The sequence below is a fragment of the Roseovarius sp. MBR-78 genome (genome assembly GCF_040547535.1).
GTDB lineage: Bacteria > Pseudomonadota > Alphaproteobacteria > Rhodobacterales > Rhodobacteraceae > Roseovarius.
Genome location: NZ_JBEPPX010000002.1, coordinates 226,947 through 241,560, shown reverse-complemented (window position 1 = coordinate 241,560; position 14,614 = coordinate 226,947). Strand labels below are relative to the sequence as shown.

The following is a 14,614-nucleotide window of genomic DNA, read 5'->3' as shown; positions in this document are numbered from 1 at the left end:
GCGTGTCAGTCCCAACCCACCGTGTTGAAGATGGTCTGTGCCGTCACGGCATGTTCCTTGAACGACGCGGTCGGCGTTTGGGTGTCGGGGATGAAGATGCCGAGCTGCGCCACATGTTCGCCGATCGGCACCCCGGCCACCACCGGGTATTCGTTGTTGGCATTGGCAAACTGCGCCTGTGCCTCTTCGCTGACAAGATATTCCAGCAGCGCGGTCGCCTCGGCCTTGTTGGGGGCGTTGGCGGCGATCCCGGCGGCTGCGAGGTTGACATGCGCGCCGCGCCCGCTCTGGTTCGGCCAGACAAAGCCGATACCGTCGATGCCGCTGGTCAGCCCGTCCACCTCGCCTGCGAGGCCGCGCACATAGTAATAGGTGTTGGCCACCGCGATGTCGCACTCGCCCGAGACGATCCCGCGAAGCTGATCGGTATCGCCGCCCTGCGGCGCGCGCGCCATGTTGGCGACGATGCCCGCGGCCCAATCCCTGGCCGCCGCCTCGCCGTCGGCCTCGATGAGCGAGGCCAGCAGCGACTGGTTGTAGACATTCGACGAAGACCGGATGCAGATCTTGCCCTTCCACTTGGGATCGGCCAGCGCCTCATAGGTCTGCGGTGGATTTTCCACCCGATCACTCGCGTAAAAGATGATCCGCGCGCGCTGCGAAAGACCGGTCCAGAGATTGTCGGGGTGGCGCAGATGGGCGGGCACGTTGGTCTCGATCACCTCGGATGTGAACGGCTGAAGCAGCCCCTTTTCCTCGGCGCGGGCGATGCGGCCCACATCGACGGTCATGAACACGTCGGCCGGGCTGTTGGTGCCTTCGGCCTCCATTCGGGCGATCAGCTCGTCGGCCTTGGCCTCGATGCGGTTGATGGTGATGCCGGTCGCCTCGGTAAAGGCGGTATAAAGCGCGTCGTCGCTGTCATAATGACGGCTGGAATAGAGGTTGACCTCCTGCGCGAGGGCGGGGGCGGCCAGCGCCAGAAGGGCGGTTGCGCCGAGAAGGGTCTTGATCGAGGTCATGGCGGCTCCGTTTGTCCGAATTGGTTGCACGGGCAGGTCTCGCAAATCCGATAATAACAGTCAACCGTTATTTCTGACTGTTTTACTCAGGGCGCTGCCGGCCATCACCCCGGCAAAGATCAGCGCCGCCACGCAGACGATTGTGGGGCCGGTGGGCGTATCGAGGCGGAACGAGGCGACAAGCCCGCCCAGCGCCGAGGCGGCGGCGATCAGCGTCGCGATCACCGCCATGCGCTCGGGCGTGGTGCTGAGCGGGCGCGCGGCGGCGGCGGGCACGATCAGCAGCGCGGCAATGAGCAGCACGCCCACCACCTTGATCGCCACCGCCACCACCAGCGCCAGCGCCAGCGTGAGCACCAGTTGTTCGCGCCGGGGGTCGATGCCGCTGGCATGGGCCAGATCGGGGCTGAGCGTCGCCGTCAAGAGCGCCTGCCAGCGCCACACGAGCAGCGCCAGCACGAGCGCCGCGCCCGCCCAGATCACCGCCAGATCGCCCCGGCTCACGGCGAGGATATCGCCGAAAAGATAGGCCATCAGGTCGAGCCGCACCCCCGACAGGAACGACACGCCGACCAGCCCGAAGGCCAGCGCCGAATGCGCCAGCACGCCCAGCATCGTATCCATCGCAAAGCCTTTGCCGGAGAGGGTCGAGACCGCCGTGGCCATCACCAGCGACATCGCCAGCGCCCCCGCGAAAACAGATGTGTCAAAGGCCAGCGCCAGCGCCACGCCGAGGATCGCGGCATGGGCCGTGGCATCGCCGAAATAGGCCATGCGCCGCCACACGACAAAGCTGCCAAGCGGCGCGGCGGCGAGCGCCACGCCCAGCCCCGCCAGTGCCGCGCGCAGCAGGAAATCATCGAGCATCATTCGGCGGCCCTCGGGCTGTGGTCCTGCGGGTGGTCATGGTCGTGGCTATGGCTGTGCTCGTGGCGGTAAAGCGCCAGCGCGCCGTGGGTGCCGGTGCCAAACAGGGCGCGATATTCCTCGGCCTGCGCCACGATCTCGGGACGGCCCTCGCAGCAGACATGGCCGTTGAGGCAGATCACCCGGTCCGAGGCGCTCATCACCACATGAAGCTCATGGCTGACCATCAGCACGGCGCAGCCCGTCTCTTGCCGCACCTCCGCGATACGGCGGTAAAACGCCGCCGAGCCGGGCTGATCGAGGCCCTGCGTCGCCTCGTCGAGAATCAGCAGGTCGGGCCGCTCCAGCAGCGCGCGCGCCAGCAGCACGCGCTGAAACTGCCCGCCCGAAAGGTCCGCCATCTGCCGCGCGCCCAGATCGGGCAGGCCCGCGCCGTCAAGCGCGGCGCGCAGGGCCGCCGCCGGGCGGCGGCGCGGCAGATTGAGAAACCGCGCCACGCTCATCGGCAGGGTCGGGTCGATATGGAGCCGCTGCGGCACATAGCCGATGCGCAGCCCCGGCGCGCGGGTGATGCGCCCGCGCGTGGGCCGCTGCGCGCCGATGAGGGTGCGCAGAAGCGTCGATTTGCCCGAGCCGTTGGGGCCGACGATGGTCACGATCTCGCCCGGCGCGATGGTCATCGACACGTCGTGCAGCACCTCGACCCCGCCAAGGCGCACGCCAAGGCCCTGCGCCTCGATCAACGGCATGGCGCGGCCTCCGCGCGGCAGCGCGGGCAGCGCCCCACCGCCTCGACCACCGCCTGTTCGATCTCGAACCCCGCCGCCTTTGCCGCCGCGCCGAGCATCCCGCGCGTCGGCTCTGCCTGCGCCTCGGCCACGGCATTGCAGCCCCGGCAGATCAGGAAAGCGGGCGTGTGAGCGGCCGCGGGATGGGTGCAGGCGATGAAGGCGTTGAGCCGCTCGATCTTGTGGGCAAAGCCGTTGCTCACCAGGAAATCCAGCGCGCGATAGGCCACCGGCGGTTGCGCGCCCAAGCCTTCGGCGCGCAAAGTGTCGAGGATTTCGTAGGCCCCCATCGCGCGGTGCCCTTCCAGCAGGATTTCGAGCACGCGGCGGCGCACGGGCGTGAAATTGAGCCGGTGGCGCGCGCAATGCGCCTCTGCGGCGGCCATTGCCTCGCGTTTGCAATCGCGGTGATCGTGCGGCGCGAATCCCAGCGGGTCCATGATGGTCTCCTTCGGTCGATCGGGGCTTGATATGTTACATCGTAACGGCTATCAAGCCCGGTGTGACTGTTATATAATAACATATGGAGGCCGAAATGACGACCCGTTTCATCCTTTCTCTGGGGCTTGTGCTGGGGTGCGCTGCCCCCGGCATGGCCGCGCCGCAAGTGGCCGCCGATATTGCGCCGGTGCACGCGCTGGTGGCGCGGGTGATGGCGGGGGTGGGCGCGCCCGCGCTGATCGTGCCGCCGGGGGCCTCGCCGCATGGCCATGCGCTGCGCCCGTCCGAGGCGGCGGCGCTTGACCGGGCAGATGTGGTGTTCTGGATCGGCGAGGGGCTGACGCCTTGGCTTGAAGACCCGATCGAGACGCTGGCGGGGGATGCCCATGTGATCGAATTGCTGGGCGCGGGCGGCTCCTCGGTGCTGGCCTTCCGCGAGGGGCTGAGCTTTGCTGCGAACGCGGATGACGACCACGGGCATGACGATCACGCCGCCGAGAAAGGGCACGATGACCACGCCCATGACGACCACGCCCATGACGGGGCCGACCCCCACGCCTGGCTCGACCCGGCCAATGCCCGCGCCTGGCTCGGGGTGATCGCCGGGGAACTGGCCGAGCGCGACCCCGACAATGCCACGCTTTATGCCGCCAACGCGACCGAGGCGGCGGCGGAGATCAAAGCTCTGGAGGCCGATATCGCGGCGCGGTTGGCGGCGGTGCGCGACGTGCCCTACCTCGTCTATCATGATGCCTATCAGTATTTCGAGGCGCGATTCGGCCTTGTGCCCACTGGCGCGCTGGCGCTGGGCGATGCCGCCGATCCGGGGCCTGCGCGTATCGCCGCGCTGCGCGATCTGGCGCGGGCAGAGGGTATCGCCTGCGTGTTCACCGAGCCGCAATTCAACAGCGCACGGGTGGCGGCGGTCTTTGGCGACACCGCCCGCCACGGCGTGCTCGACCCGCTGGGCAGCCGCCACGCCCCCGGCGCGGCACTCTACCCGGCGCTGATCGAGGATATGGCGGCGGCGCTGGCGGAGTGCCTTGGCGGGCGGTGATGCGCCCGGAACGCCGCGTAAAACTTGCGCGCCGCCCAAATCCCGCACATTCTGCGGCGAACGGGAATTCCCGCGCGGGGAGGCGCGGGGCACAGGGAGGATCGGCGATGACATTCACCTCGCGGCAGGACGTGCTTGCAATTCAGAACGAGGTGCCGTGGGAGGCGCGCGAGATACCCGCGACCCTCTACCAGATGCTGAGCGCCACGGCGCGCGCTTTTCCCGACCGGCCGGCGATCAGCTATCAGCTTTTCTCCGGTCCCGCCGACAAGGCGGTGACGCTGACATGGCAGCAATTCCACGATCAATGCTGTCAGGCGGCCAACCTGTTTCGCAGCCTCAAGATCGGCGAGGCGGACGTGGTGGCCCTCGTCCTGCCCAACTGCATCGAGACGGCGGTAGCCACCATCGGCGGCGCGATTGCCGGGATCGTCAACCCGATCAATCCGCTTCTGGAGCCCGAGCAGATCGGTGCCATCCTGCGCGAGACCGGGGCCAAGGTGGTGGTGACGCTCAAGGCCTTCCCCAAGACCGACATCGCGCAAAAGACCGCCGAGGCGGTGCGCCATGCGCCGCATGTGCACACCGTGCTCGAGATCGACCTCAACCGCTACCTCACCCCGCCGAAAAGCTGGATCGTGCCGCTGGTGCGCCCCAAGAACCCGGTGCAGCACCATGCTGATGCGCGCGATTTTACCAAGGCGCTGGCAGGTCAGCCCAAGAGCCTGACCTTCAACGACAGCGCGTGCGACCGGGTGGCGGCCTATTTCCACACCGGCGGCACCACGGGCATGCCCAAGGTGGCGCAGCACCGCTATTCGGGGATCGTCTATAACGGCTGGATCGGCCATACGCTGCTCTTCACCGAACGCGACAACGTGATGTGCCCGCTGCCGCTGTTCCATGTCTTTGCCTGCCATGTGATCCTGATGGCCTGCATCAAGTCGGGCGCGCATGTGGTGTTCCCGACGCCCGCAGGCTATCGCGGCGAAGGCGTGTTCGACAATTTCTGGAAGCTCTGCGAGCGCTGGAAGATCAGTTTCATCATCACCGTGCCGACCGCCGTATCGGCGCTGATGCAGCGCAAGGTGGATGCCGATCTCTCGACCGTCAAGAATGCCTTTTCCGGCTCGGCCCCCATGCCGCTGGAGCTCTTCAACCGCTTCGAGGCGGCCACCGGCATGACCGTGATCGAGGGCTATGGCCTGACCGAGGCCACCTGCCTTGTGTCCTGCAACCCGCCCGAGGGCGCGAAAAAGGTGGGCTCGGTCGGCGTGCCGTTTCCCTATACGGATGTGCGCATCATCAAGGGAACGCCGCATGGCCCGGTGGATTGCGAGGTGGACGAGGTGGGCGAGATCTGCATCTCCAATCCCGGCGTTTACGCAGGCAACACTTATACCGAGGCCGAGAAGAACGCCGATCTATACCATTACGACAAATACCTGCGTACCGGCGATCTGGGGCGGATCGACACTGACGGCTATCTCTGGATCACGGGCCGCGCCAAGGATCTGATCATTCGTGGCGGCCACAATATCGACCCGGCGGAAATCGAGGAGGCGCTGATGGCGCACCCGGATGTGGCGATGGCGGGGGCGATTGGTCAGCCCGATGCCCATGCGGGCGAAATCCCCTGCGCCTATGTCGAGCTTGTGACAGGCGGCACCGCGACGGGCGCGGACCTGCTGGAGCATTGCAAAGTGCATGTCCACGAGCGCGCGGCGATCCCCCGCCATGTCGAGGTGCTGGGTGAATTGCCCAAGACCGCCGTCGGCAAGGTGTTCAAGCCCGACCTGCGCAAGCGCGCGATCACGCGCATCTACAATGCCGCGCTCGACGAGGCGGGGCTTGCCGCGCGGGTGACATCGGTGGTCGATGACAAGAAGCGCGGGCTGGTGGCGCAGGTGGCGCGCGCCGGTGAGGCGGATGCCGAGGCCGTGGGCCATGTGCTGGGGCAGTTCGTGCGGCCCTGGGAATGGGCGGAGTAGGGGGAGCATTGGGCTGGAGAAGATATTCGCATCCTGTCCCCCGCGCGGGATCAAGGGCGAAGCCCGCCGCGCGATCGTCATGCCAAAGGCATGCCTCCGGCATGACGCCGTCCCGCGGCCTAGCGATTTTGAGGGGAAGAGCGACGCTTCGGTGTCACACGGGTTTGCTGGCATAAAGTGGCAGTTACCACCGTTGCATCGCTAGTCCCCGGCCCAGCGACCGCGCGGCTCATCTTTTGGGGCCAATGTAAGCACACGGCCAACAGACACCACCCGCAAAACAAAAGGCCCGGATGATCCTCTCATCCGGGCCAATTCTCTCTCGCTCAAGCCCGCGTCACGACACGTCCTTGTAGCTCACCTCGCGCGCGTCGCTCCCCGTTTTTTCGCGCCGCACCAAGAGCCGGTTGAGCGCGTGGACATAAGCCTTGGCAGAGGCCACGACCGTATCGGTATCGGCTGATTGCCCGGTGACGATGCGGCCCTCTTCCTCCATCCGCACGCTCACCGTGGCCTGCGCGTCGGTGCCCTCGGTGACGGCGGCCACCTGGTAGAGTTGCAGCCGCGCCTCGTGCGGAAAGAGCGTCTTGACCGCGTTGAAGGTCGCATCCACCGGCCCGTCGCCGGTGGCCTCGGTCGAGACCTCGCGCCCGTCGATCAGCATCGTCAGGCTGGCCTTTTGCGGCCCCTCGGTGCCACAGATCACCTGCAAGCGCTTGATCTGCAAGCGGTCCCCCTCATCGTCAAGCCCGGCATTCACCAGCGCGATCAGATCCTCGTCATAGACCTCCTTCTTGCGGTCGGCGAGGTCCTTGAAGCGCACGAACACATCGCCCAACTGGTTGTCGGCCAGGTCATAGCCCAGATCGTGCAGTTTCGAGCGCAGCGCGGCGCGGCCCGAATGCTTGCCCATCACAAGGCTGGTCGCGGCAAGGCCCACATCCTCGGGGCGCATGATCTCGAAGGTCTCGGCATTCTTGAGCATCCCGTCCTGATGGATGCCCGATTCATGCGCGAATGCGTTCTTGCCGACGATGGCCTTGTTGGGCTGCACCAGAAAGCCCGAGACGGCAGACACCCGGCGCGAGATATGCATGATCTTGCGGGTGTCGATTCCGGTCTCATAGGGCATGATGTCGCCGCGCACCTTGAGCGCCATCACCACCTCTTCCAGCGCGGTATTGCCCGCGCGCTCTCCCAAACCATTGATCGTGCACTCGATCTGGCGCGCGCCGCCCGCGACGGCGGCCAGCGCATTGGCGGTGGCCAGCCCCAGATCGTTGTGGCAATGGGTGGCGAAGACCACCTCATCCGCGCCCGGCACCGTCTCGATCAACCGCCGGATCAGATCGGCGCTCTCCACCGGGGCGGTATAGCCCACCGTGTCGGGGATGTTGATCGTGCTGGCACCTGCCTTGATGGCGATTTCCACCACGCGGCAGAGATACTCCCATTCGGTGCGGGTCGCGTCCATCGGCGACCATTGCACGTTGTCGCAGAGGTTGCGCGCATGGGTCACCGTCTCGTGGATGCGCTCGGCCATCTGGTTCATGTCAAGATTGGGGATCGCGCGGTGCAGCGGCGAGGTGCCGATGAACGTGTGGATGCGGGGGCTGCGGGCGTGTTTCACCGCCTCCCAGCACCGGTCAATGTCTTTCAGGTTGGCGCGCGCGAGGCCGCAGATGGTAGCGTCCTTCGCGTTTCTCGCGATCTCGCTCACGGCGCGGAAATCACCCTCGGAGGCGATAGGAAATCCCGCCTCGATGATATCGACGCCCATATCGTCGAGCAGTCCGGCAATCTCGAGCTTTTCTTCGTGGGTCATGGTCGCGCCGGGGCTTTGCTCGCCGTCGCGCAAGGTGGTGTCGAAAATCACCACTTTATCTTTGGTCGTGTTGGTCATGTCGGGTCTCTTTCGGTTGATCCTTGGCCTTGTGGCGCGAGATGGCACATCCTCTGAGCGCTCGCGCCGGGCGGCACGCTCAGAGGCGGCTAAGGCCTAGGCACAGCACGCAGGCCGCGCGGGTGGCGCAGGCAGGGCGGGCGATATGTGCACCAGCGATCATCGGTCGGACTATAGGCGGCGCTTTGCGGCTTGAAAACCCCGAAAACAGGGGTTGAAGCGGCGGCGCGTTCGGCTAGGTCGCGGCCCATGGAAAAGGCATTGATCATCGGCGCGTCGGGCGGCATCGGGCGGGCGCTTGTCGCCGCGTTGCGCGCGCGCGGCGCGGCGGTGACGGCGCTGTCGCGCTCAGGCGACGGGCTCGATGTGACCGATGAGGCCTCGGTCGCGGCGGCGCTGGGGGGGCTGGAGGGGCCGTATGATCTCATCCTCGTGGCCACCGGCGCGCTGGAGATCGACGGGGCCGCGCCGGAAAAATCGCTGCGGCAGGTGAGCGCGCAAGCGATGATGGATCAATTCGCGCTCAATTGCGTGGGCCCGTCGCTGGTGCTGAAACATGCCGTGCGCCTCCTGCCGCGCGACCGCCGCGCGGTCTTTGCCGCGCTTTCGGCGCGCGTGGGCTCCATCGGCGACAACCGGTTCGGCGGCTGGTATGGCTACCGCAGCGCCAAGGCGGCGCTCAACCAGATGATCCACACCGCCGCGATCGAACTGGCGCGCACGCATCGCGAGTCCATCTGCGTGGCGCTGCATCCCGGCACCGTGGCCACGCCCTTCACCGAGAAATACCTGGGCCGTCACCCGGCGGTCGCCCCTGACGAGGCGGCGGGGCATTTGCTGAAGGTCATCGACGGTCTCGGCGCGCAGGACACCGGGGATTTCTTCGACTGGAAGGGCGAAAGGGTGCCGTGGTGAGCCGCCTGATTCTGGTGCTGGGCGATCAGCTCAGCCACGACCTTTCGGCGCTGCGCGAGGCCGACCGCGCGCGCGATATCGTGGTCATGGCCGAGGTGATGGAGGAGGGCACATATGTCCCCCACCACCCCAGGAAGATCGCGCTGATCCTGTCGGCGATGCGCCATTTCGCCCAAGACTTGCGCGCGGATGGCTGGCAGGTGGCCTATGCGCGGCTTGATGACCCCGGTGCCAGCCGCTCCATTGTGGGCGAGTTGATGCGGCGCGCGCAGGAGCATGGGGCAACCGAGGTCATCGCGACGCAGCCGGGCGAATGGCGGCTCCTTGAGGCGCTGGAGGCCGCGCCGCTGACGGTGCGCCAACTGCCCGATGATCGGTTCCTCTGCTCGCTGGAGGAATTCGACGGCTGGGCCGAGGGGCGTAAAGAACTCCGCATGGAGTATTTCTACCGCGAGATGCGGCGCAAGACCGGTATGATGATGGAGGGTGACAAGCCCGCCGGCGGCAAGTGGAATTTCGACCACGACAACCGCAAACCGGCGCAGGCCGACATGCTGCGCGCGCGCCCGATGCGGTTTGAGCCTGACGCGATCACGCACGAGGTGCTCGATCTGGTCGAGGCGCGGTTCGGCGGCAATTTCGGCGAGTTGCGCCCGTTCTGGTTCGCCGTCACGCGGGCCGAGGCCGCCCGCGCGCTCGATCATTTCGCGACGCATCTGCTGCCCGGTTTCGGCGATTTTCAGGACGCGATGGTGACCGGGGACCGGTTTGTGCATCACTCGGTGATTTCCATGTATCTCAATATCGGCCTGCTCAATGCTAGGGATATCTGCGCCCGCGTGGTTGAGGAATGGCAAGCGGGCCGCGTGCCGATCAACGCCGCCGAAGGCTATATCCGGCAGGTCATCGGCTGGCGCGAATATATGCGCGGGATCTATTTCCGCGAGGGGCCGGGCTATGTGGCGCGCAATGCGCTGGGGCATACCCGCGCGCTGCCTGCTTTGTTCTGGGGCGGCGAGACGCACATGAACTGCGTCGCGCAAGCCGTTGAACAAACGCGGGAAGAGGCCTATGCCCACCATATTCAACGGTTGATGGTGACGGGCAATTTCGCGCTTCTGGCGGGGATCGACCCGGCGCAGGTGCATGACTGGTATCTGGCCGTCTATGCCGACGCGTTCGAATGGGTCGAGGCCCCCAATGTGATTGGCATGAGCCAGTTCGCCGATGGCGGCATCATTGCGTCGAAACCCTATGTCTCGTCAGGCAATTACATCGCCAAGATGTCGGATTACTGCGCCGCCTGCGCTTATTCGGTCAAGCAGAAGACCGGCCCCGAGGCCTGCCCCTTCAACCTGCTTTACTGGGATTTCCTGATCCGCCACCGCGACCGCTTTGGCCGCAACCCGCGCATGGGGCCGGTGTATCGCACATGGGACAGGATGGCCGAGGATCGCCGCGAGACCGTGCTGCGCGATGCGGCCCGCCTGCTGGCGCGGCTCGATGCGGGTGCCGTTGTCTGATTATTCGCTCCGGGTGACGTTGTCGGCCAGCACGCCATCCTCCCACGTGCCGCTCGCCTCTTGCCCACTGGAATAGCGCATCGTGCCCTCGCCCTGCCGCTTGCCCGAAAGGAATGTGCCCTCGTAGACATCGCCATTGGCATAGGTGGCCACGCCGCGGCCCGAAATCTCGCCCTCGCGCCATTCGCCCTCGTAGACAAAGCGATCGTTTTCGGGCGTCTCGGGCGTGTCGGGGATGATGATCTTGCCTTGTCCGTGGCGCTGGTTATTGACGAACCCGCCCTCGTAGACGGTGCCATCTGGATAGGTCGCGATGCCCTGGCCGTGGCGCCGCCCGTCCTGCCACTGGCCCTCATAGCGATAGCCATCGGCAAAGGTCATGACGCCCTGGCCGTGGTTGCGCGCCTCCTTGAATTCGCCCTCGTAGACCAGCCCGTTGGGATAGGTGGCACGGCCCGTGCCCTCGATCACGCCGCCCACCCAATCGCCCTCGTAGGTGGAGCCGTCGGGATAGGTGATCTTGCCCTGGCCATTGGCAAGATCGTCGCGAAACTGCCCCTCGTAGACCGAGCCATCGGGATAGCTTAACCGGCCGGTGCCGGACATCCTGCCGCCCTGCCACTCGCCCTCGTAGCGATAGCCATCGGCGCCGGTGAACACGCCCTGCCCGTGGCGCAGATCGTCGCGAAACTCGCCCTCGTAGACATCACCATTGGCATAGGTTACACGGCCCCGGCCCTGGCGCTGCCCGGCCACGAGATCGCCCTCGTAGACATCGCCATTGGGCTGGACAAGCTTGCCGGTGCCATCGATCTGGCCATCCTTGAACGCGCCCTCATAGATCAGCCCGTCGGGCATGGTGAGCTTGCCTTCGCCCTCGCGCGCGCCGCGCGTCACCTCGCCCTCGTAGATCGCGCCATCGGGATAGGTGATGGTGGCCTGGCCTTCCTTGACGCCGCGCACCCAATCGCCCTCGTAGCGATAGCCGCCGGGGCTCTCCATCCGGCCGCGCCCGTGATGCATCGCGCCCAGGAATCCACCCTCGTAGCGCACACCGTTGGCATAGACCGCGACGCCCTGGCCGGTGATCTCGCCCTCGACCCATTCGCCCTCATAGGTGCCGCCATCGGCGAACACGATCTTACCGATCCCATGCGGCTTGCCGCGCTCGAATTCACCCTCGTAGACCGAGCCGTTGGGAAAGCGCGCGACGCCCTTGCCCCTGATCTCGCCCTCGGCCCATTGGCCGGTATATTCATAGCCGTTGGGCAGGGTATAGGTGCCGGTGCCGTGTTGCAGCCCGTCCTTGAACGTGCCCTCGTAGATGCCGCCATCGTCATATTGCTTGGTCTGGACGCTGCCATCCTGTGCCAGAACACTCGTGCCCGCGACCAGCATGGCCGCCAAAATCGTCTCTATCGGAAAACGTGTCATCTCTGCCCCGGTGCCTCAAGCCTGCCCGATCCTGTGGCGGGTTGGCATAAATCTAGAGGACCGGCCCCGATGTGACAACGGGTTTCGGGCAAATCGGCTTTTCCTCGCGTGGCGATCTGCTAGATCAAGGGCAAAGCGGCAAGGGGATGCGCATGTCCGAGAGGTTTCGCCTGACACTGGCACAGCTCAACCCGACGGTGGGCGATCTGGCGGGCAATGCGGCCCTGGCGCGAGAGGCGTGGGAGGCGGGGCGCGCGGCGGGGGCCGATCTCGTGGCGCTGCCAGAGATGTTCGTCACCGGCTACAACCCGCAGGATCTGGTGATGAAACCGGCCTTTCATCAGGCGGCCATCGCCACCGTCGAGGGGCTGGCGCGCGATTGCGCCGACGGCCCGGCGCTCGCCATCGGCGGGCCGGCGCTCGAGGGCGTCGGGCTTTATAATGCCTATTACATCCTCCAAGGCGGGCGGATCGCGGCGCGGGTTCTCAAGCATCACCTGCCCAACGAGACGGTGTTCGACGAAAAGCGGCTTTACGCAAGCGGCCCGGTGGCGGGGCCTTATGCGGTGGCGGGGGTGCGCATCGGCTCGCCCATCTGCGAGGATAGCTGGCACGCGGACGTGGCCGAGACACTGGCCGAGACCGGCGCGGAAATCCTGCTCGTGCCCAACGGCTCGCCGCATTACCGCGAGAAGATGACCGTGCGGCAAAACCTGATGGTGGCCCGCGTCATCGAGACGGGGCTGCCGCTGGTCTATCTCAACATGGTCGGCGGGCAGGATGATCAGGTGTTCGATGGCGGCTCCTTCGTGCTCAATCCCGGCGGCGCGCTGGCGCTGCAACTGCCGATGTTTCAAGAGGCGGTGGCGCATGTGGATTTCACGCGCGGGGCGGATGGCTGGCGCGCTGATCCCGGTCCGCTTGCCCATCTGCCCGGTGATCTGGAGCAGGATTATCACGCCATGGTTCTGTCCCTGCGCGATTACCTGCGCAAGGCGGGGTTTTCCAAGGTGCTGCTGGGCCTGTCGGGCGGGGTGGACAGCGCGATTGTCGCCACGATCGCGGTCGATGCGCTGAGCGCGGACAACGTGCGCTGCGTGATGCTGCCCTCGGAATATACCTCGCCCGAGTCGCTGGAGGACGCGCAGGCCGTGGCGGAAAATCTCGGGTGTCGCTATGATTTTCTGCCCATTGCCGAGGGGCGCGCGGCGATCACCGCCACGCTCGCGCCTCTGTTCGAGGGCACAGCGCCGGATTTGACCGAGGAGAATATCCAGTCGCGCCTGCGTGGTTTGCTGCTCATGGCGCTTTCCAACAAGTTCGGCGAGATGCTGCTCACCACCGGCAACAAATCCGAGGTGGCGGTGGGCTATGCCACGATCTATGGCGACATGGCGGGGGGCTATAACCCGATCAAGGATCTCTATAAGACGCGCGTTTTCGACATCTGCCGCTGGCGCAACGCCCACACCCGCGCCTGGATGGCAGGGCCTGCGGGCGCGGTGATCCCGCCGCGTGTGATCGACAAACCCCCCAGCGCCGAATTGCGCGCCGACCAGAAAGACAGCGATTCGCTGCCCGATTACCCGGTGCTCGACGCGATCCTGCACATCCTTGTCGACCAAGACGGCGCGATTGCCGATTGCGTGGCGGCGGGTTTTGACGAGGCCGATGCACGGCAGGTGGAGCACCTGCTTTATATCAGCGAATACAAGCGCTTTCAGGCCGCCCCCGGCACGCGGCTGACCTCGCGCGCGTTCTGGCTCGACCGGCGTTATCCCATCGTCAACCGCTGGCGCGACAGGTAAGGCACGCAGGTGTGACTTGTGTTACCCGGCAAGGCGGGCAGGGTGGCCACGGGAGGTGCGACATGCGACAGATTTTCCTCTGCGCCCTGCTTTGGGTGCTGGGCGGCGGTGCCGCCCTTGCCTGCGGGGTCGAAAGCGATTGCAGGCTTGGCGACCGCAGTTACCGGATCGCCCTGCCCGAGGGCGCGCCGCCGGTGGGGGCCGTGGTCTATGCGCATGGCTATCGCGGGTCGGCGGCGGCGGTGATGCGCAATCGCAGCCTGCGCCGCCTCGTCGCAGAGGAGGGGCTGGCGCTCATCGCGCTCGACTCGCTGGATGGCGAATGGGTGATCCCCCACGCACCGGGCCATGCGGACACCGATGGCGCAGAGGAATTCGCCTATGTCGAGGCGGTGCTAGCCGATGCCTCGCAGCGCTTTGCCATCGACCGGGGGCGCGTGATCGGGGCCGGGTTTTCCTCGGGCGCGATGCTGATGTGGACGCTGGCCTGCGAGATGCCCGCGCGATTCGCCGGGATCATCGCCGTGGCGGGCACCTTCTGGCAGCGCCCGCCCGAGGAGTGCGCCACGCCGGTGACAAGCCTTGTGCATGTGCATGGCACCAGCGATCCCACCGTGCCGCTGACCGGCCGCGCGATCCGCGAGACCTGGCAGGGCGATGTGGGCGAATCGCTGGCGATGTATCGCCGTCTTGGCGGGTTCGGCGCGGTGCAGCCCCCCGCGCCCGAGGGGCTTGACTGCGAAAGCTGGCGCAATGCGGCGGGCGAGGTTCTGGATTTCTGCCTGCATCCCGGCGGGCATTCGCTGCGGACGGAGTATCTGGGGTTCGGGCTGGAGCGGTTGCGCGCGGCGGGCCGGCTGTAGCG

The 14,614-nt window shown here is 66.3% G+C and carries 12 protein-coding genes; 6 read left to right on the top strand and 6 right to left on the bottom strand.

Annotated features, from left to right (window positions below):
* Positions 1-5 precede the first annotated feature (5 nt).
* Genes ABIE58_RS02775 through ABIE58_RS02760 form a run of 4 tightly spaced genes read right to left on the bottom strand, consistent with a single transcriptional unit; the run spans position 6 to position 3,117 of the window.
* Positions 6-1,022, bottom strand: a complete 1,017-nt coding sequence (locus tag ABIE58_RS02775) for an extracellular solute-binding protein (RefSeq protein ID WP_354543153.1) — start codon at positions 1,020-1,022, stop codon at positions 6-8.
* 60 nt (positions 1,023-1,082) lie between these two features.
* Positions 1,083-1,892, bottom strand: a complete 810-nt coding sequence (locus tag ABIE58_RS02770; RefSeq protein ID WP_354543152.1) for a metal ABC transporter permease — start codon at positions 1,890-1,892, stop codon at positions 1,083-1,085.
* Positions 1,889-2,638, bottom strand: coding sequence for a metal ABC transporter ATP-binding protein (locus ABIE58_RS02765; RefSeq protein ID WP_354543151.1), 750 nt, complete (start codon positions 2,636-2,638; stop codon positions 1,889-1,891). Before ABIE58_RS02765 ends, ABIE58_RS02770 begins: the two co-directional genes overlap by 4 nt.
* A complete protein-coding gene (locus ABIE58_RS02760) occupies positions 2,629-3,117 on the bottom strand; it encodes a Fur family transcriptional regulator (RefSeq protein WP_354543150.1) in 489 nt (162 codons plus the stop codon). The genes ABIE58_RS02765 and ABIE58_RS02760 overlap by 10 nt, the downstream gene beginning before the upstream one ends.
* Before the next feature lie 95 nt (positions 3,118-3,212).
* Between ABIE58_RS02760 and ABIE58_RS02755 the strand changes: the two genes are divergently transcribed.
* Both ABIE58_RS02755 and ABIE58_RS02750 read left to right on the top strand, forming a co-directional pair.
* Complete coding sequence (locus ABIE58_RS02755; RefSeq protein ID WP_354543149.1) at positions 3,213-4,175, top strand: zinc ABC transporter substrate-binding protein; 963 nt, start codon at positions 3,213-3,215, stop codon at positions 4,173-4,175.
* Positions 4,176-4,282: 107 nt separating this feature from the next.
* The gene (locus ABIE58_RS02750; protein ID WP_354543148.1) at positions 4,283-6,166 is read left to right on the top strand and encodes an acyl-CoA synthetase; all 1,884 of its coding nucleotides are present in this window, start codon (positions 4,283-4,285) and stop codon (positions 6,164-6,166) included.
* 337 nt (positions 6,167-6,503) lie between these two features.
* Here the strand turns inward: ABIE58_RS02750 and ABIE58_RS02745 are convergent, their stop codons facing one another.
* On the bottom strand, positions 6,504-8,069 hold the full coding sequence (locus ABIE58_RS02745; protein ID WP_354543147.1) for a 2-isopropylmalate synthase: 1,566 nt from the start codon (positions 8,067-8,069) through the stop codon (positions 6,504-6,506).
* A gap of 249 nt (positions 8,070-8,318) precedes the next feature.
* Between ABIE58_RS02745 and ABIE58_RS02740 the strand changes: the two genes are divergently transcribed.
* Entirely contained in the window at positions 8,319-8,984 is a 666-nt protein-coding gene (locus ABIE58_RS02740) for an SDR family NAD(P)-dependent oxidoreductase (protein WP_354543146.1), read from the top strand.
* Positions 8,978-10,507: a cryptochrome/photolyase family protein gene (locus ABIE58_RS02735; RefSeq protein WP_354543145.1), complete on the top strand. Its 1,530-nt coding sequence runs from the start codon at positions 8,978-8,980 to the stop codon at positions 10,505-10,507. Before ABIE58_RS02740 ends, ABIE58_RS02735 begins: the two co-directional genes overlap by 7 nt.
* On the opposite strand, the gene ABIE58_RS02730 is transcribed toward ABIE58_RS02735, so the two are convergent.
* Positions 10,508-11,941, bottom strand: coding sequence for an MORN repeat-containing protein (locus tag ABIE58_RS02730; protein ID WP_354543144.1), 1,434 nt, complete (start codon positions 11,939-11,941; stop codon positions 10,508-10,510). It lies immediately after the preceding gene.
* Between the two features lie 152 nt (positions 11,942-12,093).
* On the opposite strand from ABIE58_RS02730, the gene ABIE58_RS02725 reads away from it, so the two are divergent.
* Both ABIE58_RS02725 and ABIE58_RS02720 read left to right on the top strand, forming a co-directional pair.
* A complete protein-coding gene (locus ABIE58_RS02725) occupies positions 12,094-13,749 on the top strand; it encodes an NAD+ synthase (protein ID WP_354543143.1) in 1,656 nt (551 codons plus the stop codon).
* A 62-nt stretch (positions 13,750-13,811) separates the two neighbouring features.
* Positions 13,812-14,612 carry a CE1 family esterase gene (locus tag ABIE58_RS02720; RefSeq protein WP_354543142.1) on the top strand — a complete coding sequence of 267 codons (801 nt, stop codon included), beginning with the start codon at positions 13,812-13,814 and terminating at the stop codon, positions 14,610-14,612.
* The last annotated feature ends 2 nt before the right edge of the window (positions 14,613-14,614 follow it).